At 32.8% G+C, this 21907-nt stretch carries 23 protein-coding genes; 7 read left to right on the plus strand and 16 right to left on the minus strand.

What is annotated here, in order from left to right; genetic code table 11:
* Nucleotides 1–83 precede the first annotated feature (83 nt).
* From AST99_RS14335 to trmB, 8 genes are all read right to left on the minus strand, one after another.
* The gene (locus AST99_RS14335; protein ID WP_057782831.1) at nucleotides 84–419 is read right to left on the minus strand and encodes a 2Fe-2S iron-sulfur cluster-binding family protein; all 336 of its coding nucleotides are present in this window, start codon (nucleotides 417–419) and stop codon (nucleotides 84–86) included.
* A 58-nt stretch (nucleotides 420–477) separates the two neighbouring features.
* Nucleotides 478–1539, minus strand: a complete 1062-nt coding sequence (locus AST99_RS14340) for an NAD(P)/FAD-dependent oxidoreductase (protein WP_057782833.1) — start codon at nucleotides 1537–1539, stop codon at nucleotides 478–480.
* 34 nt (nucleotides 1540–1573) lie between these two features.
* The gene (locus tag AST99_RS14345) at nucleotides 1574–1813 is read right to left on the minus strand and encodes a NifU family protein (protein WP_057782835.1); all 240 of its coding nucleotides are present in this window, start codon (nucleotides 1811–1813) and stop codon (nucleotides 1574–1576) included.
* Between the two features lie 4 nt (nucleotides 1814–1817).
* Entirely contained in the window at nucleotides 1818–2954 is a 1137-nt protein-coding gene (locus tag AST99_RS14350; protein WP_057782837.1) for an Mrp/NBP35 family ATP-binding protein, read from the minus strand.
* A gap of 209 nt (nucleotides 2955–3163) precedes the next feature.
* The gene (locus AST99_RS14355; RefSeq protein WP_057782839.1) at nucleotides 3164–5713 is read right to left on the minus strand and encodes a M1 family metallopeptidase; all 2550 of its coding nucleotides are present in this window, start codon (nucleotides 5711–5713) and stop codon (nucleotides 3164–3166) included.
* A 59-nt stretch (nucleotides 5714–5772) separates the two neighbouring features.
* Nucleotides 5773–6120, minus strand: coding sequence for an MGMT family protein (locus AST99_RS14360; protein ID WP_057782841.1), 348 nt, complete (start codon nucleotides 6118–6120; stop codon nucleotides 5773–5775).
* Entirely contained in the window at nucleotides 6120–6755 is a 636-nt protein-coding gene (locus tag AST99_RS14365) for a LysE family translocator (protein ID WP_057782843.1), read from the minus strand. Before AST99_RS14365 ends, AST99_RS14360 begins: the two co-directional genes overlap by 1 nt.
* Nucleotides 6756–6758: 3 nt before the next feature.
* On the minus strand, nucleotides 6759–7433 hold the full coding sequence (trmB, locus tag AST99_RS14370; RefSeq protein ID WP_057783082.1) for a tRNA (guanosine(46)-N7)-methyltransferase TrmB: 675 nt from the start codon (nucleotides 7431–7433) through the stop codon (nucleotides 6759–6761).
* Between the two features lie 218 nt (nucleotides 7434–7651).
* Between trmB and AST99_RS14375 the strand changes: the two genes are divergently transcribed.
* On the plus strand, nucleotides 7652–8698 hold the full coding sequence (locus AST99_RS14375) for a glycosyltransferase (RefSeq protein ID WP_057782844.1): 1047 nt from the start codon (nucleotides 7652–7654) through the stop codon (nucleotides 8696–8698).
* Here the strand turns inward: AST99_RS14375 and AST99_RS14380 are convergent.
* The gene (locus tag AST99_RS14380) at nucleotides 8681–9724 is read right to left on the minus strand and encodes a sensor histidine kinase (RefSeq protein ID WP_057782846.1); all 1044 of its coding nucleotides are present in this window, start codon (nucleotides 9722–9724) and stop codon (nucleotides 8681–8683) included. The two genes, AST99_RS14375 and AST99_RS14380, sit on opposite strands and share 18 nt — an antisense overlap.
* Nucleotides 9724–10398, minus strand: coding sequence for a response regulator transcription factor (locus AST99_RS14385; RefSeq protein ID WP_057782848.1), 675 nt, complete (start codon nucleotides 10396–10398; stop codon nucleotides 9724–9726). Before AST99_RS14385 ends, AST99_RS14380 begins: the two co-directional genes overlap by 1 nt.
* A gap of 197 nt (nucleotides 10399–10595) precedes the next feature.
* On the opposite strand from AST99_RS14385, the gene AST99_RS14390 reads away from it, so the two are divergent.
* Together AST99_RS14390 and AST99_RS14395 are read left to right on the plus strand one after the other, a co-directional pair.
* Nucleotides 10596–10928 (plus strand): T9SS type A sorting domain-containing protein, encoded by a 333-nt coding sequence (locus tag AST99_RS14390; protein WP_057782850.1) that lies wholly within the window; start codon nucleotides 10596–10598, stop codon nucleotides 10926–10928.
* Between the two features lie 119 nt (nucleotides 10929–11047).
* On the plus strand, nucleotides 11048–12028 hold the full coding sequence (locus tag AST99_RS14395) for a LuxE/PaaK family acyltransferase (RefSeq protein ID WP_057782852.1): 981 nt from the start codon (nucleotides 11048–11050) through the stop codon (nucleotides 12026–12028).
* A gap of 178 nt (nucleotides 12029–12206) precedes the next feature.
* Here the strand turns inward: AST99_RS14395 and tyrS are convergent, their stop codons facing one another.
* Nucleotides 12207–13511: a tyrosine--tRNA ligase gene (gene tyrS, locus AST99_RS14400; RefSeq protein WP_057782854.1), complete on the minus strand. Its 1305-nt coding sequence runs from the start codon at nucleotides 13509–13511 to the stop codon at nucleotides 12207–12209.
* Between the two features lie 86 nt (nucleotides 13512–13597).
* Between tyrS and AST99_RS14405 the strand changes: the two genes are divergently transcribed.
* Entirely contained in the window at nucleotides 13598–14602 is a 1005-nt protein-coding gene (locus AST99_RS14405; protein ID WP_057782855.1) for an NAD-dependent epimerase/dehydratase family protein, read from the plus strand.
* Here AST99_RS14405 and AST99_RS14410 read toward each other — a convergent pair.
* Genes AST99_RS14410 through AST99_RS14420 form a run of 3 tightly spaced genes read right to left on the minus strand, consistent with a single transcriptional unit; the run spans nucleotide 14599 to nucleotide 17158 of the window.
* Entirely contained in the window at nucleotides 14599–15081 is a 483-nt protein-coding gene (locus AST99_RS14410; protein WP_057782857.1) for a DUF4296 domain-containing protein, read from the minus strand. The genes AST99_RS14405 and AST99_RS14410 overlap by 4 nt on opposite strands.
* The gene (locus AST99_RS14415) at nucleotides 15082–16428 is read right to left on the minus strand and encodes a dihydroorotase (RefSeq protein ID WP_057782860.1); all 1347 of its coding nucleotides are present in this window, start codon (nucleotides 16426–16428) and stop codon (nucleotides 15082–15084) included.
* Nucleotides 16429–16432: 4 nt separating this feature from the next.
* A complete protein-coding gene (locus AST99_RS14420) occupies nucleotides 16433–17158 on the minus strand; it encodes a polyprenol monophosphomannose synthase (RefSeq protein ID WP_057782862.1) in 726 nt (241 codons plus the stop codon).
* A 109-nt stretch (nucleotides 17159–17267) separates the two neighbouring features.
* Here AST99_RS14420 and AST99_RS14425 point away from each other — a divergent pair, with 109 nt between their 5' ends.
* Nucleotides 17268–17915 carry a DUF4271 domain-containing protein gene (locus tag AST99_RS14425; protein WP_057782863.1) on the plus strand — a complete coding sequence of 216 codons (648 nt, stop codon included), beginning with the start codon at nucleotides 17268–17270 and terminating at the stop codon, nucleotides 17913–17915.
* A 23-nt stretch (nucleotides 17916–17938) separates the two neighbouring features.
* Nucleotides 17939–18688 carry a uroporphyrinogen-III synthase gene (locus AST99_RS14430; protein ID WP_057782865.1) on the plus strand — a complete coding sequence of 250 codons (750 nt, stop codon included), beginning with the start codon at nucleotides 17939–17941 and terminating at the stop codon, nucleotides 18686–18688.
* Between the two features lie 87 nt (nucleotides 18689–18775).
* Here AST99_RS14430 and pckA read toward each other — a convergent pair whose 3' ends face one another.
* Both pckA and AST99_RS14440 read right to left on the minus strand, forming a co-directional pair.
* Nucleotides 18776–20392 carry a phosphoenolpyruvate carboxykinase (ATP) gene (pckA, locus tag AST99_RS14435; protein ID WP_057782867.1) on the minus strand — a complete coding sequence of 539 codons (1617 nt, stop codon included), beginning with the start codon at nucleotides 20390–20392 and terminating at the stop codon, nucleotides 18776–18778.
* A 102-nt stretch (nucleotides 20393–20494) separates the two neighbouring features.
* Nucleotides 20495–20890 (minus strand): DUF423 domain-containing protein, encoded by a 396-nt coding sequence (locus AST99_RS14440; protein ID WP_057782869.1) that lies wholly within the window; start codon nucleotides 20888–20890, stop codon nucleotides 20495–20497.
* A gap of 501 nt (nucleotides 20891–21391) precedes the next feature.
* Between AST99_RS14440 and AST99_RS14445 the strand changes: the two genes are divergently transcribed.
* Entirely contained in the window at nucleotides 21392–21862 is a 471-nt protein-coding gene (locus AST99_RS14445; RefSeq protein WP_057782871.1) for an Lrp/AsnC ligand binding domain-containing protein, read from the plus strand.
* Nucleotides 21863–21907: the final 45 nt, after the last annotated feature.

The raw sequence follows: 21907 nt of genomic DNA on the forward strand, positions 1-21907 counted from the left end.
AGTAGTATACAACAATACCCAAAACAACGTTTAGACTAAGCTGTTTTGGGTATTTTATTTTACTTAAATGTTATATAAAGCATCTAACTCTCTGGAGCAAGTGTAACTTTTAAACCTTCCATAGCCGGTGTCATTTGAATCTGGCATCCTAAACGGCTATTATCTTTTACGTTAAACGCTTCAGATAGCATCGCCTCTTCATCGTCTTGCATTTCTGGTAATTCGGTATCTGACTCCACATAACACTGACAAGATGCACACATGGCCATACCGCCACACACACCAATGGTTCCTTCTGGAGCAAGCTCGTAAGAACGTACGACTTCCATTAAATTCATTGCCATATCTGTAGGTGCTACAACTTCGTGTTCCACACCATCTCGATCTGTTATCTTAATATTTATATCTTGTTCTTCCATAGTAAATTACTGCTTGGTGGATTTCTAAAAAAACTCCGCCAAAACTACACTTTATTTTTTAGTTTATCGCCTTAACAACAGCTTTTGGCGATTCTTTTCTAGATCCATCAAAACCATCAATACCACTTACAGTTGTATATTTAAGTACATATTTTTTACCTGGATTAATTCGTTGATACGCAGATTGACACATTAGCGTTGCTTCATGAAAACCACATAAGATTAATTTTAACTTTCCAGGATACGTATTTACATCTCCAATGGCATAGATTCCAGGAATGTTGGTTTGATAATCTAAGGCATTATTTACTTTAATGGCATTCTTCTCAATTTCTAATCCCCAATTTGCTATAGGTCCTAGTTTTGGAGAGAGTCCGAAAAGTGGAATAAAATGATCTGCTTCAACAACAAATTCTTTTTCGATATGCTGAGATTGTGCAACCACAACACCTTTAACTTTTCCATCGCCAACAATATTAATAACTTCGGCAGGAGTAATTAAGTTAATTTTTCCTTGAGATTTTAATTCTTGTACTTTTTCTACAGAATCTAAAGCACCACGAAATTCGTTTCTTCTATGAATTAAGGTTACTTCTGAAGCGACCTCTGCTAAGAAGATACTCCAATCTAAGGCTGAGTCTCCACCTCCAGAAATCACAACACGTTTGCCTCTATATTTTTCAGGATCTTTAATAAAATACTCTACACCATGATCTTCAAATGAAACAATATTTGGAATGAGTGGTTTTCTTGGTTCAAAACTACCTAAACCACCAGCTATTGCAACTATAGGAGCTTGGTGTTTTGTCCCTTTATTAGTGGTTACAATAAACGAACCGTCTTCTTGTTTTTCTATAGTTTCTGCACGCTCGCCTAGAGTAAAACCAGGCTCGAATTGTTTAGATTGCTCTAAAAGATTCTGAGTTAAATCTCCAGCTAAAACTTCTGGAAATCCAGGAATATCGTAAATTGGTTTTTTAGGATACAGCTCAGAACATTGTCCGCCAGCTTGTGGCAAAGCATCAATTAGATGACACTTTAGCTTTAATAATCCAGCTTCAAAAACGGTAAATAATCCTGTTGGCCCTGCTCCTATAATTAGAATATCGGTTTTAATCATCTATTATAATCTTCTAAAAAGTACAACTACTTTTTTATTCTACATTTATCACTTGCTCTATATGTGGTGCATACTTTTTAATCGTCATTTCTACACCCGATTTTAGCGTCATTTGGTTTACGCTACAGCCTACACATGCACCTTGAAGTTGCACGCGTACCAATTTATCATCTTCTATAGAAATTAGAGAAATGTTTCCACCATCGCTTTCTAAAAACGGACGGATTTCATCTAATGCTTTCTCAACATTTAATTTTGTTTCTTCTGAAGTCATAAATTTATTTTTTAACTGATGAGCAACCAGCCATCGTGGTAATTTTAATTGCTTCTGTTGGCGGTAAATCATCGTTACGCTGAACCACTTCTTGTACGACATTTTGGGTTAAGGTTTCGAATGCTTTTTCTAAAGCAGTTGCAGTTTGTAATGCTGCTGGACGACCAACGTCTCCTGCTTCACGTATGCTTTGTACTAAAGGTAATTCGCCTAAAAATGGCACTTTTAAGTCTTCTGCTAAATGTTTAGCACCGGCTTCACCAAAAATGTAATATTTATTTTCTGGTAATTCTTCTGGTGTAAAATACGCCATGTTTTCAATAATTCCTAACACAGGTACATTAATGCTTTCTTGTTGAAACATCGCTACACCTTTTTTAGCATCTGCCAAAGCTACATTTTGTGGAGTACTTACTACAACAGCTCCTGTAATAGGCAGCGATTGCATGATACTTAAATGAATATCTCCTGTTCCTGGAGGTAAGTCTAATAACAGAAAATCTAATTCGCCCCAATGTGCATCAAAAATCATTTGATTTAATGCCTTTGCAGCCATAGGTCCTCTCCAAACCACAGCTTGGTCAGGTTTAGTAAAGAATCCGATAGATAAAATTTTAACTCCGTAGTTTTCTACAGGTTTCATTTTAGCTTTTCCATCAATTGTAACAGACAACGGACGTTCAGCTTCAACATCGAACATAATTGGCATTGATGGTCCGTAAATATCGGCATCTAAAACACCAACTTTAAATCCCATTTTAGCCAAAGTTACAGCCAGGTTTGCGGTTACTGTAGATTTTCCTACACCACCTTTACCTGAGGCTACTGCAACTATATTTTTTATTCCAGGAATTTGCTTCCCTTTAATTTCATTTTTAGGTTGTGCTGCCGGAGCCTCAACTTTTAAGTTCACTTTAATTTTAGCTTTCGCATAAACTAAATCGTGAATGGTCTTTAAAATGTCAACTTCGGTTCTTTTTTTTGCTTGTAAGCTTGGGTTTGCAATGGTAATATCTACAACAACTTCGTCACCAAAAACTATTACATTTTTAACAGCACCACTTTCCACCATGTTCTGTCCTTCTCCAGGAACAGTAATGGTTTGTAATGCTTTTAAAACATCTTCTTTTTGTATCTTCATTTTTAATTTATTCTTTGTGAAATTATAAAGCTAGAGACGCTTTTAGTAGAGCTAATACTGAAGGTCTTACACTATTTTCAGAAATTATTTATTTAGATTAATTCTAAGACACAAATATACTGTGAATTGTTTAATAATTGAAACACTTATTCGGCAAAGATTTGTTAATTACTCGTCTCATACTCTGCTTAATCTAAAAATATTATTGTTTAATTTTTAATCATCTCCTGATAACGACTTAAGTTATCTGTAGCTTGTAAAATTTTAGCTTTTAACTGCTTATTTAAATTAGGATTGGCGTTTAAATAAGTATCTAGGATAGTTTTTGCCTCTTCAGATTGATATTGACCTATAGTAGAATCTAACCATTTTAATGGAAAAAATAAATCGCTAGTATTTTTTACCTCTTCCAGAACGTCTAAACTTAATGGCAGATATGAAATTGCTTCTTTTTGATGTAACGGATGATGAATATAATAATTAGCCGTTCTTACCCAGTCTGTATTTTTCCTATGTGCGACATCTTTAAACGATTCAAATAACGCTTTTCTGTCTTCATCATTTAAAGACAAAGCTGGGCGTAAAAATTGGAATCGATCTTTAGCATCTTGACTGCTAATTTGGGTCTCGGCAGTATTTAAAATCTCATCGTGTTTCGGATGTGCATACAGCGCTAATTTCATGGCTAAATTTGTATAATCTTTTTCATTTAATTTTAAACTATCAATAGTAACGTCTGTATTCCAAACGGCATACAATTGGTTTAAACTTTCACCTTGATATGCTAAATTAGAAAAAGCTATATATACGCTTTTTTTAACCGCTGTAGTTAAATTAGTATTTAATCGTGCCCAAAGCGCTTTAGAAAATTTTGGCTGAAGTTTTATACGTTCATCTTCACTTAAAAAATTCCAGTACAGGCTTCCAAAACTCGAACTTATTGTACTAATTATTAATTCGTTAGTTTCGTATTGTAAGCCTTTAAAGAAAGCATTTAAAGCTGTTGGTACGGGAATGTTGCCAGACAAGGCGTTTTCGTAAGTATTTATATAATTTGAAGCCCTTACAATATCATCTTTTATTTTAAAACTACTTAAAGCGGTATGAGGATCTATAGGAAAAACACCATAACCTGCACCATTACTATTATATACAATTGCTTTTGGTTTTGGCATGCCTTGCAAAGAAGTCATGTCTTGAGACGCACCATTTATATGAAGTGTTCGTTTTGCAATAGAATCTGGATATATTAAAGCAACTTCTAACTGTTGAGGCCAAAGATTAACACTCCCATCTTCTGCTTTTTGATGTAATATAAGAGATTTAATAAGTCCTTTTTCGTATACCGCTTCGTTTGTAAACACAGGACGTCCAGATTGGTTTACCCATACATCGCTCCAGGCTTTTATATCTGCATCAGAATTTACATCGAAAATATTAACTAAATCATTCCAACTGGCATTGCCATTCGCATAGGTTATGATGTATTCCTGAAGTCCGAGCTGAAATTGTGCTTTACCTACAAGCATCTCTAACTGGTTCATCATAATGGGAGCTTTATTATAAATAATACCACCATACAGACTTCCTGCATTGTTTAAATTATCTAAAGGCTGACGAATAGCATTTGTTCCTTGCGTACGATCTACGGCATATGCTCTAGGCGCTTTGGTAACTAATGTTAGGAGATCGAAATTTACTTCAGGAAAATTTGGATTTACAACCTTGGCAGCCATAAAATTAGCAAAAACTTCTTTTAACCATACATCGTCAAACCAATCCATGGTCACTAAATTCCCAAACCACATATGAGAGACTTCGTGCGCGATTAAATTGGCACGATTCCAATGTGTTAGTTTAGGCATATAATCTTCAAAAAACAAAGACGACTCTTTATACTGGATTGCTCCAACATGTTCCATACCGCCAAACGGAAAAAATGGAATGGCTACAAAATCTAGTTTTCGGAACGGAAACTCATACTCAGTATAATCTTCTAAAAAAGTTAAAGCATTTTGATGCAAATCGAAAATAGGATCTAAACTCTCTGCTATCTTAAGACTGTCTTGCTCACGGAATAAAAAATGCTGATCATCTCTTTTAATTTTATCAAACTTACCCGCGACAAACGAAAACAAATAAGTACTCATTAAGTTTGAAGGCTCAAACACATAAGTGGTGTTTTCTGCAGTTTTAGTGGTATATTCAGGGTATGTAGAACTTAATACACTCCAAACATGTGGCACATGAAGTTCTAATTTAAAGGTTGCTTTTAAATTAGGCTGATCGAAGCATGGAAACAAAGCTCTGGCATGATCTGGCACAGATAAAGTATACAGATATTCATCGTTTCTATTTAAATATTGATCGCCTGCTTGAAACTGGATTTTAAATTCGTTTTCTCCCTTTTCTAAATACCGCTTTGGAATAATAATATGTTCATTTTCGTAAGTAGTTTCAATGAGACCTGAAACCATAAACACTTTTGGAATGACTGAATTGTTAGGGTTAAAATCTAATACTAAAGGAGCATCGACATCTTTAAGTGTAAATTGTAATTCCAAGTTAGCATCTATAGGTTCTGTTTTATCTTCTGATAAATTAAAACTTAAATGATATTTAATATTAGACAAATTAGACTTTCTATGCTGCGCTAAAGCCAAAGAGACTCCTGGTTCTTTATTAGAATACTCTTTGGTTTCTTTCTTACAAGACCATAAACAACACAATATTAGAAGAAGAACAATATTAATTTTCATAAATAGAGAGGTATTGGCCTTACAAGATAATAAAAACCACTATAATCTATCTGCTTTTTTTATGCATCTAATTCACCTAAAGCCTGAGTTGGGTCCCAATAATAAGTATCTAAATTCTGAACCTGATTGTTTTTCACTTCAACGCCTTCACTTTCTAGGAGTTGTTCCATCAGGTTTGTTCCATCAAAATGAAATTTCCCCGTAAGCAAACCATTTCTGTTTACTACGCGGTGCGCAGGAACATCGTCCATATTATGAGATGCATTCATAGCATAGCCTACAATTCGAGCACTTTTTGCAGCTCCTAAATATCTCGCTATAGCACCGTAATTAGTGACTTTGCCATACGGAATCTGCTTCACAACTTCGTAAACACGATCGAAAAAACGGAGTGTTTCTGGCTTCATTAAAAATCTTTTATCACATGAATTAAGGTCACAAGAGCAACAATTGCTGTAATTCCACCTATAAATCGATTCATGTTTTTTTGCGACTTAAACGAGGTGCTTTCTATTTTATCAAAGAAAACCATATACATATAAAGCATAACAAAAGATCCCATAGCCGATCCAAAAACATAGGCAAAAATATCTGTGTGTTCAAATGTTAACCAACCAAAAGAGGCTAAAGTCACACTCATATAAGCCTGAAAAGGTATAGGAAACATGTTTAATGCAGACATTAGCATGCCTTGAAAAAAACGACTTTTTTTACTTCTAACTTCGGGAATTTTTTCGTCACTAACATCGCCATCTCCTTTTGCTATAAAAAAGAAATATAACGATATTAATATAAAAATAACTAATGCAACACGTTGTAAAACATTAACTACATCTGGGTGTTTAGTTAAATATCTGGCAAAAATTACTGCAATTAAGGTTTGTATTAAAACAATAATACAAGCACCTATAGAAAACATAATACCGCGAGTAAACCCTTCTTTTAGACTAATTTTTGCCGCAGTCATGTTTAAAAGCCCTGGCGGAATAACTCCAACCAAAGACACTATAAACCCTAGAAAAAAGATGAGCGTAATATTCAAACCCTATTTTATTTTAAATCTAATATAGGTAATCGCTTTACCTTTCACTAAATATTGAGATTCGTAGAATGTTTGTATTTCGGTAACCTCTTCTGGACTTCCTTCTTGCTTGTAAACATCGTGATTTGCGTACAATACCTCATGTCCTTCACCATGTAACAACCCTAAAGTGTAGCCATGCATAAATTCGCTATCGGTTTTTAAATTCATTATCCCATCTGGTTTTAAAATACTTTTGTATTTCTGTAAAAAATGGGTATTTGTCATTCTATGTTTTGTACGCTTATATTTTATTTGAGGATCTGGGAAAGTAATCCAAATTTCATCAACTTCAGCTTCTGCAAACGCATGCTGTATAAGTTCTATTTGAGTTCTTAAAAAAGCAACATTAGGTATCCCATCTTCTACAGCTGTCTTTGCACCTCTCCAAAATCTAGCACCTTTAATGTCTATACCTATAAAATTTTTATTTGGAAATTTTTGAGCTAAACCAACAGAGTATTCTCCTTTACCACAACCCAATTCTAAAACCAAAGGATTATTGTTTTTAAATACTTTTTCGTTCCAATGTCCTTTTAATTCGAATGCATCTTCTACTAATTCTTCACGAGTTGGTTGAAACACATTATCAAAAGTTTCATTTTCTCTAAATCGTTTAAGCTTATTTTTACTTCCCACTTTATAAAATTTTACTTGTAAAATAGGTGCAAAAATACGGCAGACAGTCATTAATTTACAATTTTTTTGCCTTTAGTTTTCAAATTTAATAATTAATAAAGATTTTTATAAGAATTTGGTCATATTGAATTGATTCTTTTTTAAGATATTTAAACATCCTTTGAAAACCATTTTAGGCAGATTTTGAAATACTCAAAAGAGTTCAGCTCTACTTTTTTATGAAAAAACGAATACTTATTGCGCCTTTAAATTGGGGCTTAGGTCATGCTACACGCTGCATCCCGATTATAAATCAATTAATTACACACAATTACACACCCATTATTGCTAGTGATGGTATTGCATTGGCGCTTTTAAAAAAAGAATTCCCTGAGGTAGAAACTGTAGAACTCCCTGCTTACGATGTTACTTACGCTAAAAAAGGACATTTTTTTAAACTGAAGCTTTTAAAAGATTCTCCAAAATTACTAAAAGCCATTAAAGCAGAGAAAAAAGCTACAAAAGCAATCATTGAAACTCATAATATAGATGGTATAATTTCTGATAACCGACTTGGTGTACATAGCAAAAAAATTCCATCGGTGTTTATCACACATCAGCTTCAAGTTTTAAGCGGAAACACCACGTGGCTGAGTACAAAAATGCATCAGCGCATTATTGAAAAATTTAATGAATGTTGGGTACCAGATCATGAAAACGAACCTAGTTTAAGCGGAAAACTTGGTCATTTAAAAGGTATTGAAATTCCTATAAAATATTTAGGACCTTTAAGCCGGTTTGAAAGACAAAACACAAATGCCATTTACGACATCTTAATCTTACTTTCCGGTCCAGAACCTCAACGCACACTCTTGGAAGATAAACTTACTGAAGCATTTAAAACAGATTCTAGACGTATTTTATGTGTACGTGGCGTAATTGAAAAAGAGCAAACCACAATTACAGAAGGTAACGTAACCATTACCAATTTTATGACAGGAAAAACATTGGAAACGGCCCTAAATGCTAGTAAAATAGTATTATCAAGATCGGGCTACACCACTGTTATGGATTTATCTGTATTGGGTAAAAAAGCTTATTTTATCCCTACACCTGGCCAATTTGAACAAGAGTATTTAGCCGAACGTTTAGACGAATTAAAACTGGTACCCTATTGTAAACAAGATGATTTTACTGTAGACAAATTAGAACATATACATGATTACAACGGATTGAACGGACAAAATACAACTGCCAATTTTAAAGATTTATTTAACCTTTTCTAGCGTAAAAGAAAATTCACTCCCTACACCAAAGTCACTCTCTATGTATATTTTTTCGTCGTGAGCTTCAATAATATGTTTTACAATAGCCAAACCTAAACCAGAACCACCTTCTTTTCTAGATCCGCTTTTATCTACACGATAAAAACGTTCAAATAAACGCGGAATATGGTTTTGTTGAATCCCCTCACCATTATCTGTAACACGAACGATGACTTTATTTTTAATTAAATTTTCAATGCTCACTTCTGTAGTTCCTTTATCATGACCATATTTAATTGAGTTTACAATTAAATTAGTAAGTACTTGCTGTATACGTTCCTTATCGGCATTAACTAAAATAGGTTCAGTATAAGTTCTATCGAACGTGAGGGTAATACGTTTTTTTGCAGCTTTCATTTCAAACATATCAAACACATTCGAAACCAGATCTACAATATCAAACGGTTCAATTTCCAGCCTTAAATCACCAACTTCTAATTTGGTAATCATATCTAGATCGTTTACAATATAAATTAAACGCTCCACCCCTTTACTGGCGCGATCTAAATATTTTTCTCTAATATTTTTATCGTTTCCTGCGCCATCTAATAATGTTAAAATATAACCCTGAACTGTAAAAAGAGGTGTTTTTAATTCGTGAGAAATATTTCCCAGAAATTCCTTTCTGTATTCCTCACGAACTTGTAACATTTCGATTTCTATTTTTTTGTCTTTAGCATACTTATCAATCTCTTGAGTAAGTGTAGCCATATCTGTAGTAATTCGTTTTTTACGAAGCGTTGTAGATTCTAACAATGTTAAATCGTCGTAAATTTTCTTTACCCGTTTATAGATAAAAAGTTCTACGCGATATTGAATGATAGTAAAACAGCCTATAAAAAACAGTCCAACTAAAAGTAGGACATGAAAAATATTAAAAGTAGAAAATACAGATAGATAAATACTAAATAAAAATCCTAATAATAAGGATGAATAGCCTGCCGTTTTAATGGCAAACTTGTATGTTTTTTTGGTTTTTTTTGGCATTAATCTACAAACTTATAACCCACACCTTTTACGGTTTTAAAACAGTGGTCTCCAATTTTTTCGCGAAGTTTACGAATGTGAACATCTATAGTTCGTCCTCCAACAACCACTTCGTTACCCCACACTTTATCTAAAATTTCTTCACGCTTAAACACTTTTCCTGGTTTAGAAGCTAATAATGATAAAAGTTCAAATTCTTTTCTAGGCAAAACAATTTCTTCATCTTCCAAAACAATTTTATACTCGTCTCTATTAATTGTCAAGGCTCCAATTTTAACAATAGATTCGTTTACAGTATCTTCTTTTAAACGTCTTAATAAAGCTTTTACTTTACTTACTAAAACCTTTGGTTTTACGGGCTTTGTTATATAATCATCTGCTCCAGCATCAAAACCTGCTACCTGAGAGTAGTCTTCGCCTCTTGCTGTTAAAAACGTAATAATTGTATCTTTTAATTCTGGAATATTTCTAATTTGTTCGCAAGCTTCAATACCATCCATTTCTGGCATCATCACATCCATAATAATAAGTTGTGGACGTTCTTTTTTAGCTTTTTTCACGGCTTCAATTCCGTTTTCTGCGGTAATGACTTCGTAGCCTTCAGAAGACAAATTATAACCTACTATTTCTAAAATATCCGGTTCATCATCAACCAACAAAATTTTTATATTCATTTTTAGTTTATTAAAATGTTATTTAATCTTCAAAGATAAAATATATAACAATCATTCTTAAGAAACAATTTTTTAATAACAATAACGTAACCTGAATATTACACTTTAATAATTTAAGCACAACAAAATCGTAGTTTAACAAATAATGGTCTGAAATTTGTAGAGGTTTTATTACCTTTATATATTATTTTGATTAGATGGGAAAAAACTACTTACTTACATTATTAACGTGTTCCTTGTTTTTTATAATATCCTTTACCGCCCAAGCACAGTCGGTAGATGCTGATATGACGCAAAACATTGAAGAACTTTCTATTTACCCTAACCCAGTGAGTAACGGTAAATTATATATAGTTACTAAAGAGAATCTTACTAAAGACATTGAAATTTTTAATGTCTTAGGAAAACGCATCTTGCAAACTACTTTATTTGGAAAAGAGATAAACATCTCTAAATTAAACCCTGGTATTTACATCATTAAAATTAAAGAAAACAATATTTCTACAACTAGAAAGCTTGTAGTGAGATAACGATAATTGATTTTAATTATTGTTATTCGCATTCTTTTTTAAACCTATATTATAAGCGTTGCTCTTGGCAATGCTTTTTTATTTTAACTACTTTTGCAGTTGTTTTTTACTTTAAAACTATGATTAATACTCAAGACATATTTAATATTAAAACGGAAGCCCAATTTAATGAGCATGCATTGAACGTATTTCAATTTCAGTTTAAAAACAATCGTACCTATAGATCGTTTTGCGACTTACTATATGTACACCCAAGCGACGTTAAATACTACAAAGACATTCCGTTTTTACCAATCGAATTTTTTAAAACTCGAGAGATTCTAAGTAGTACAGATCCTGCAGAATGTACATTTTCTAGTAGCGGAACCACCGGAAGCGTAACAAGTAAACATATAGTAACCGATGTTTCTATATACGAAGACAGCTTTAGAAATGGGTTTAAAGACGCTTATGGCGACATTAAAGACTATGTGGTTTTAGCCTTATTACCATCGTACTTAGAACGTAACGGATCGTCTTTAATTTATATGGTTAATGATATGATAAATCAATCTAACCATCCTGAAAGCGGATTTTATTTAAATAATTTAAGTGATTTAAAATCGAAATTAGAAGAACTCGATGCTCGCGGACAAAAAGTCTTATTAATAGGCGTATCTTTTGCTTTATTAGATTTGGTTGAAGCCCATCAATTTAATCTAAAGCATTCCATAATTATGGAAACTGGAGGTATGAAAGGTCGCAGAAAAGAACTTATTAGAACCGAATTACACGACATTTTAAAGGCCGGATTTGGTGTTAACGAAATACACAGTGAATACGGCATGACAGAACTTTTAAGTCAGGGCTATTCTAAAGGACACGGTATTTTTAATTGTCCGCCATGGATGAAAATTTTAACGCGTGATCCAGAAGACGCGCTCACAATTCAAACTGAAGGAAAAACAGGTGGTATTAATGTTATAGATTTGGCAAATGTAAATTCTTGTGCTTTTATTGCTACTCAAGATTTAGGAAAAATTACAGGAAACAACGCTTTTGAAGTGATAGGCCGTTTTGACAATTCAGATATTAGAGGCTGTAATTTAATGGCCTTATAACCAGCATTTAAAACTTTAACATTTTATTAAATAAATATAGTGAAAGTAAACGCTTTAACTGGCGACTACATTAAAACCTATTAGTCTTTATGTTCATTAAAGATAATTTGGTTTTTAATGGTTAGTTGGTTTTTTTTGAAGCCGGATTATATTCTAATCCGGCTTCATTATGTTTAAACTATACCACTTTTACGATATATGTGTTACGTTTACCTTTATTGATAATAATATAACTATCGTTAATTAAATCGTCTGTACTTAATTTATAATCTTCTTTTACTTTCTCTTTATTTACAGCAACTGCATTTTCTTTTAGCGCACGTCTGGCTTCACTATTAGAGCCTAAGAAATTAGTTTTTGCTGCAAGAATTGCAATCATATCTATATCTTCCAACTCAGCTTTTGTAATCTCGGCCATTGGCACACCTTCAAACACATCTAAAAATGTTTTCTCATCTAAGGTTTTAATATCTGCTTTAAACGATTTTGAGAATAATATGTTTGATGCTTTTTCAGCATTTTCAAATTCTTCTTTAGAATGCACAAATGTTGTTAACTCTTCAGCTAATTTCTTTTGTAACAATCTTAAATGTGGCATTTCCTTATGATCAGCAATTAAAGCGTCAATCGTTGCTTTATCTAAAAAGGTAAAGATTTTTATATACTTTTCAGCATCTTCATCTGTCGTGTTTAACCAAAATTGGTAGAATTTGTACACAGATGTTTTATCGGCATCTAACCATACATTTCCGCCTTCACTTTTTCCAAACTTAGAACCGTCTGCTTTTGTAATTAACGGACACGTCATGGCAAATGCTTTGGACTCTACACCAGGATTCATACGTCTTACCAATTCTGTACCTGTAGTAATATTTCCCCATTGGTCACTACCTCCCATTTGTAGTAAACAGTTGTAGTTTTTATGTAAATGGTAAAAATCGTACCCTTGTATTAATTGGTAAGTAAATTCTGTAAACGACATCCCAACGTTTCCTTCATCTCCTGATAAACGTTTTTTTACAGAATCTTTAGCCATCATGTAATTTACGGTGATACGTTTACCTACATCACGGGCAAAATCGATAAATGAAAAATCTTTCATCCAATCGTAATTATTCACCAACACAGGAGCATTGTCTGCAGTAGATTCAAAATTTAAGAAACGAGATAATACGCTTTTAATTCCGGCAACATTTTTTGCAAGAGTTGCTTCGTCTAACAAATTACGTTCGTCACTTTTCCCTGAAGGATCACCAATCATACCTGTTGCGCCACCGACTAAAGCCATAGGCTTATGCCCTGCTTTTTCTAAATGAACCAAGATAATTATGGGTACTAAACTTCCAATATGTAAAGAATCTGAAGTGGGATCGAAACCAATATAGGCGGTTGTCATTTCTTTATTCAATTGATCTTCAGTTCCAGGCATGATATCGTGTACCAAACCTCTCCAAGTTAATTCTTCAACAAAATTCTCAGTCATTATTTCTAAAATTTTAATAATCTCTTGCAAAGATAAAAATCGTAGTATAATTACCCCTATATTAAATAATTCTTTACCTTAGATTTATGATTTTAGTTACAGGAGGCACAGGACTTGTTGGTTCGCATTTACTTTATAAACTCGCGAGCAACAACCAAAAGGTAAGAGCAATTTACAGATCGGAACACAAACTAGACATTACAAGGCGTGTCTTTTCTTATTACTCACAAGACACCTCTCTATTTGAGTCTATTGAATGGATTAAAGCCGATGTATTAAACATTCCTGATTTAGAAATTGCTTTTAAAGATATTACACAAGTTTACCATTGTGCCGCTTTAGTTTCTTTTGATCCTAATGACTATATCGCTTTAAAACGCACAAACACGCTTGGTACTGCAAACATTGTAAATTTATGCTTAAGTTTTAAGGTTAATAAATTATGTTATGTCAGTTCTATAGCTACTTTAGGAACGTCGTTAACCAACGCTCCCATTACGGAAGAAACATACTGGAATCCAGAAGAAGATAACAATGTATACGCCATTACTAAATATGGTGCAGAAATGGAAGTTTGGCGTGGCACCCAAGAAGGACTTCATGCGGTTATTATAAATCCTGGTGTTATTTTAGGAAGTGGTACATGGAATCAGGGAAGCGGAAATTTATTTAAACGTGTTTACGATGGCTTAAAATATTACACTAATGGTGTTACTGGTTTTGTTGCAGTGGAAGATGTTGTGACTATTATGATAAATTTAATGGACACAGATGTTAAAAATGAAAGTTATATAGTGATTTCAGAACATTGGAGTTACAAAAAACTATTACAAACTATAGCGACTCACTTTGGAGTACATTTACCTAAAAAAGAGGTACAACCTTGGCAAGCAAAATTGGGTTGGCGACTAGATTGGTTACGCCATAAACTTACGAGAAAACCGCGTTTACTTAGTAAACAACTGGCCAAAACTATTAATACAACATCTAACTATAGTACAGCTAAAATAACAACACTGTTAAACTATAACTGGATCCCAATCGAAACAAGTATTGCTTCTATTTGTAAACAGTTTAAAAACGACCTTTAATCTTCTGATTTTTTTTCTAAAGATTTTAAATTCTCAGGTTTTAAGTTTTTAATTTCTCTATGTTTTGTAGGAATTAAGTCCGGTTCTTTTATCTTACTTATAGAATCTGCTTTACGTTTCGCTTCGGCTTCTTCGTCCTGAATGTCTTGAAATTTTTGTTTAAGCACCTTTAGACTATCGTCTGCTTTCTCGTATATAGCCTCATAATCGTCTAAATTAAAGGTATAATATTCATTACTTTCTGCAAACTGCAAACTGTCTATATTATATTTATCGTAGATATAAGATTGTAAGGTTATCCCGTTACTATCTAGATTTTTTTTATCGAAACCTCGTGTTGCAGACAATAAACTCATATCAATAATAATATTAAGCATCTTGTCTTTAGAAATCAGATTTTTTGGTTTTTCTGGTTTAGAAACTTGATGACAAGACACCATTATTAATACGACTAATACACCTAAAATTAAACGTTTCATCTATCTATCAAAAGTTAAACGTTTTGCTGCTTTAACGTTGTTGAATTTAAAATTATGATATACCAATTCCCCATTTAAGAAAGTATCAGTAATACGCGATTTAAAGGTTGTTCCTTCAAAAGGAGACCATTGGCATTTGTATAAAATATTTTCTTTGGTAACCGTCCAAGGATTATTTAAATCTACCACCACTAAATCTGCATAATGTCCCACTTTAATAAATCCTCTTTTTTCTACTTGAAATAATATAGCAGGATTATGGCACATTTTTTCTACCACTTTTTCTATAGAAATTTTACCACGATGGTGCATCTCTAACATAGCGGGTAAAGCATGTTGTACTAATGGGCCACCTGAAGGCGCTTTAGTATAAATATTTTGTTTTTCTTCTAAAGTATGCGGCGCATGGTCTGTCGCCACAACATCGATACGTCCATCTAAAAGCGCATCCCAAAGTTGGTCTTGATCCTTTTCTGTTTTAACCGCAGGATTCCATTTAATAAACGTGCCTTTTTTCTCGTAATCGGCATCTGTAAACCACAAATGGTGAATACAAACTTCTGCAGTAATTTTCTTATCCTTTAAAGGAATTTTATTCGAAAACAATTTAGTTTCCTTTCCTGTAGATAAATGAAACACGTGTAACCTTGCTCCTGTTTTCTTAGCCAATTCTATAGCTTGAGACGACGATAAATAGCAGGCTTCTTCACTACGAATTTCCGGATGATATTTAATAGGAATATCTTCTCCGTACTTTTCTTTATAAGCTTCAAAGTTTGTTCTAATCGTTTGTTCATCTTCACAATGTACAGCGATTAACATATCTACTTTTGAAAAAATCTCTTCTAAAACTTTCGGATTATCAACCAGCATATTCCCTGTAGAAGATCCTAAGAATAATTTTAAAGCCGCTACATTTTTAGTATCAACTTTTAAAATTTCTTCTAAATTATCGTTAGTTCCTCCAAACATAAATGAATAATTAGCGTGCGAAGTTTCTGCAGCGATAGCAAATTTTTCGTCTAATTTTTCAATAGTTGTAGTTTGCGGAATGGTATTTGGCATTTCTATAAAAGACGTAATTCCACCAGCAATGGCGGCCTTAGACTCTGTAGCAATATTTGCTTTTTGTGTTAATCCAGGCTCTCTAAAATGCACTTGGTCGTCTATAACTCCAGGCATAACATACTTGCCTTCTGCATCAAAAACCTGAACTTCAGAAGATTTTGCACTTATAGATTCGCCTACTTCTTTAATAAATTCGCCTTCAATTAAAATGTCGCCTTCAAAAATTTCGCCTTCATTTACAATCTTTGCGTTTTTTATAAGTACTTGTTTTAGCTGCATAATGTTACTGTCTTTTAAATATACTTTTCAATTTCATTGAAATAACACCAAAAATAGCTTCAGAGATAATCCCTGAACTTAATTTTGATTCTCCTTTGGTTCTATCGGTAAAAATTACCGGTACTTCTTCAATTTTAAAATTCTTAATGTAAGCTTTAAATTTCATTTCTATTTGAAATGCATAGCCAACAAATTTAATTTTATCTAAATTAATAGTCTCCAAAACTTCGCGTTTATAACACACAAATCCAGCTGTGGTGTCATGAATTTTCATTCCTGTAATAACTCGCACGTATTTAGATGCCATATAAGACATTAACACACGGTTCATAGGCCAATTTACCACGTTTACACCTTTTACGTAACGGGACCCAATAGATAAATCGGCTCCAGAAACTGCACAAGCGTTATACAAACGTACTAAATCTGATGGATTATGAGAAAAATCGGCATCCATTTCAAAAATAAATTTATAACTGTGTTTTAAACACCATTTAAATCCATGTATGTAGGCTGTACCTAAACCCGATTTTCCTTGTCTGACTTCTAAAAATAAACGCTCAGGAAACTCTTCTTGCAATGCCTTTACTTTTAAAGCTGTTAAATCTGGCGAATTATCGTCGACAACAAGAACATTAAAGTCCTTTACTTGCGAAAATACGGCCCTGATTATGGCCTCAATATTTTCAATCTCGTTATATGTAGGGATTATGACTATAGAGTCTTTCACTTATAAATGCTATTAAGTTTACAAATGTACATCATTTCATAATTTCTTTTTTTAAAATATTTCTTAATAATTTGAATGTGACTAATATTATTTTAAATAATTTTGACGCATGCTTCGAGAAGTTACATATAACGAAATATTTACCATTTTAATTATGGTAGGCTTAATTAGTATTACTATTGCGAAAGCAAAATTTACGCATAGATTTAACGATTTAGCTGCTATTTTAACCACTTCTAAATATTTTAACATCTATTCTAGAGACCAAAAACTTATAGATCTTTTCGATCTTTTACTGCTCTCTAATTTTATAATTTCTACAGCAGTTTTTACGAGTATCTGTTTTAAAACCTTTTATAGCGATTTAAAGATAGAGACTAATTTAATGCTTAATATCACCCTAGGCATAGGTGCTTTTTTGTTTGTGAAAATACTTTTTGAAAGATTAATTGCTAATATATTTAGTATGGACGATGTCATAGAACATTATATTTTTCAGAAAAAGACCTATAAAAATTACTTTGGCATGTTACTCATTCCAATAAATGCGTTTTTAATTTATAGCGTAACTCCATCAAAAACAATTTTGTATATTGTACTTTCAATCTTCATGGTAATTTTAATAGTACGGTTGTCTACAACATTAAAACGTTATCAAAAATTAATAAAATCGAACCTTTTTTATTTTATTTTGTATCTTTGCACTCTCGAAATCGCACCTTATATTATTTTGTATAAATTTATTACAATGTATTAGGGTCAACTTAATAAAAAACGCTCATGAAAGTGAAAACAATTTTAGTCTCTCAGCCAGAACCTAAAATAGAAAATTCTCCATATTTTGATCTTCAAGAAAAGCAAAAAGTAAAAATAGATTTCCGCCCTTTTATTCACGTAGAAGGAGTTCCTGCAAAAGAAATTAGACAGCAAAAAGTAGACCTTAATAACTACACTGCTATCATTTTAACTAGTCGTAATGCGGTAGATCACTTTTTTAGAGTTGCTGAAGAAATGCGTTTTAAAGTACCAGATTCAATGAAATATTTCTGCCAGTCTGAAGCCGTAGCGTATTACCTTCAAAAATATGTGGTTTACAGAAAAAGAAAAATTTATGTTGGAAAACGTACTTTTCCTGAATTAACGCCTTTAATTAAGAAGTATAAGGACGAAAAATTCTTATTACCAACTACAGACAAGTTAAAGCCAGAAGTACCACAAATATTAGATGGTTTAGGAATTGATTGGAAAGAAGCTGTATTTTACAAAACGGTAATTAGTGACTTATCTGATTTAGCAGATGTATTATATGATGTATTAGTGTTCTTTAGCCCATCGGGTATAGAATCTTTATTTCATAACTTTCCAGAATTTAAACAAAATGACACGCGTATTGCCGTCTTTGGTAATACAACCATTAAAGCTGTTGAAGAAAAAGGCTTAAGAGTAGATATTTCTGCTCCTACTAAAGAAACGCCTTCAATGACAATGGCTTTAGAGAAATATATTGAAAAAGCAAACAAAGGAAAATAATATCTTTGTTTTATAATTATAAAAAGGCGATTCAAATATTGAATCGCCTTTTTTGTGGTTTGAAAAATCAATTGGCACTTTAGATTATTATGGATTGTAACGTTGCGGTCCTCCACGTCTTATTTCTTCACTTGCTATACTTTCAAACTGTTTGAAGTTTTTTCTAAATGCATTCGATAATTTAAATGCTGTAGTATAATATGCTTCGTCGTCATTCCAAGTTGCTCTCGGACTTAAAACAGAAGTTGGCACTCCTGGACAAGATCTTGGTTGTGCAACTCCAAATACAGAGTGAATATGATAATCGTGATGGTTATATAAACCTAAATCTCCATTTAATACGGCATTAATCATGGCACGTGTATATTTTAATTTCATACGAGTACCCACACCATAAGCACCACCGGTCCATCCGGTATTAATAAGCCATACATTTACACCTGCTTCTTTCATTTTTTTACTTAACATTTCTGCATATTTTGCAGGGTGTAAAGGCATGAAAGGCGCTCCAAAACAAGCTGAGAAAGAAGGTTGTGGTTCTTTTACTCCAGCTTCTGTTCCAGCAACTTTTGCGGTATACCCCGATATAAAATGATAAGCAGCTTGTGCTGGTGTTAATTTAGATATTGGAGGAATAACTCCAAAAGCATCTGCGGTTAAGAAAAATATATTCTTAGGGTTTTTACCAATGGATGGCACTTGAATATTATCTATAAAATTTATAGGATAACTTACACGTGTATTTTGCGTTATAGATGTATCTTCAAAATCTACATGGCCATCTTTATCTAAAATAACATTTTCAAGAATAGCTCCTTTTTTAATAGCATTATAAATATCTGGCTCGTTTTCTTTACACAGGTTAATCACTTTTGCATAACAACCGCCTTCAAAATTAAACACTGTATTCTCGTTGGTCCAACCATGCTCATCATCACCAATTAATTTACGGTTAGGATCTGCAGATAAGGTTGTTTTCCCTGTTCCTGAAAGCCCGAAGAATATTGCTGTATCTCCAGCTTCACCAACATTGGCACTACAGTGCATAGGCAATGTATTTTTAAATACGGGTAGAATGAAGTTTAAGGCAGAGAAAATTCCTTTTTTAATTTCGCCTGTATATCCTGTACCTCCTATTAATGCTATTTTTCTTGTAAAATTTAAAATGGCAAAGTTATGCTGACGTGTACCATCTTCTGAAGGAACAGCCATAAACTCTGGCGCACATACTATAGACCATTCTGGCTCAAAGTTCTCTAATTCTAAAGCAGAAGGTCTTAAAAACATATTATGCGCAAACATATTGCTCCAAGGTGTTTCTGTAATAACGCGAATATTAAGCTTATAGTTTGGATCTGCGCAAGCACAACTATCTCTAACAAAGACTTCTTTATGAGACAAATAATCTACAACCTTATCATACAACGCATCAAACGCTTTAGTTTCAAAAGGAATATTTACATCTCCCCACCATACGCGATCTTTAGTAATATCATCTTTAACTATAAAACGATCTTTAGGCGATCGCCCTGTAAACTCTCCAGTATTAACTGCTAGTGCTCCTGTTGAAGCTTCCACACCTTGTCCCTTATCGATGGTTATCTGATGTAATTCATCTGAAGACAATTGATACTTTACATCTGCATTTTTGATTCCGTAAGACTCTAACGAAATCGTTTTCGTAGTTTGAATGTTATCTACCATAATATTACTTTTTTTACTATACAAATATCAAAATTTTATCTGACACTGTGTCTTAAATATTTTTCATATTTATATAAATTTACTTCAGTTATATGTTATTTTTTAATTTTTACCACTTTTTAACCTAAAAAATGATAAAATCATAATTAACCAACCAACTATCATTAGTAAACCTCCTATTGGTGTCACGAATCCTATGGTCTTAAAATCAAACCCAGTTAGATTATTCGTTGCTAAACCGTAAATGGAGCCGGAAAACAAAATAACTCCTATTAATACGAGATAAAAAATGACTGCCTTTTTCTTTTCAGGCAAATAAGATGTTCCGCCGATAAATAACAAAAGTAAAGCGTGATACATCTGGTAACGCACACCAGTCTCAAATGTTTGAATAGATTCTGCCGAAATTAACGCCTTTAATCCATGTGCTGCAAAAGCTCCTATAACTACACTTAAAAAACCTAAAATTCCTCCGGTAATTATTATTTTTTTATTCATTCTTAACTGAATTTTAGAAGATTTTGCACATTCAATTTCAGTATATAAATCAAATTTATAATACCTTTTAAACTGTACTACAAAGTTAGTTAAAACAGACCATTAAAAGAAATATTTCAGGCATTGGTTATTGAAAAAAACGCATCTTTTTTATTAACAATTTACCAGATAAAATCATCCGAATACAAATTTATAACACCTTAATTTTCAATACATTAAAACGATTTAAAAAACACATCAAAAACAGAAAAATAGTCAGCCATTAAAACAGATGAACTGTGTCAAAAATACGCTTCCATACTTTGTAAAAATAGTGCTACAAATGCTGTAAAACTCAACCTTAGAGTGTTAGCAATCATCACTTGTGACACACTCAAAAGAATAACAAAACAAAAAGCGTTTATGGAACTTTCTATTACAATTAATAATTTATACGCACGCTATTGTTTCAACTAAATAGAGTTTTAATACTTTTACATTATAATTTACAACACTCACCACATGAAAGTTTCAAATCAGAACATAGAAATCGACGGTATAGACAAAGAAATTCTACGGGCTTTAATGGAAGATGCAAGAACTCCTATTTTAGAAATCGCTAGAGGTGTAGGAATTTCTGGTGCAGCAATACACCAACGCCTTAGGAAACTTGAAAAATCTGGTTTAATATCAGGATCTAAATTCACTATAAATCCTAAAATATTAGGTTATACAACCATGGCCTTTATTGGTATTTACCTAGATAAAGCCATGAGTAACCCTGAAGCTGTAAAGCAATTAAAAAAGATTCCTGAAGTTATCGAATGTCATTATACCACAGGAAACTGGAGTATTTTTATTAAAATCTTATGTCGAGATAACGAGCATTTAATGCAATTACTAAACAAAGACATACAATCTATAGTTGGGGTATCTAGAACAGAAACATTTATTTCGCTTCAACAACAAATAGATCGTCAGATTCCGATATAATTCCTCATTATACTCTTAGGATTTGAGTTATTTTTTTATGTATTA

The sequence above is a fragment of the Formosa algae genome (assembly GCF_001439665.1).
GTDB lineage: Bacteria > Bacteroidota > Bacteroidia > Flavobacteriales > Flavobacteriaceae > Formosa > Formosa algae.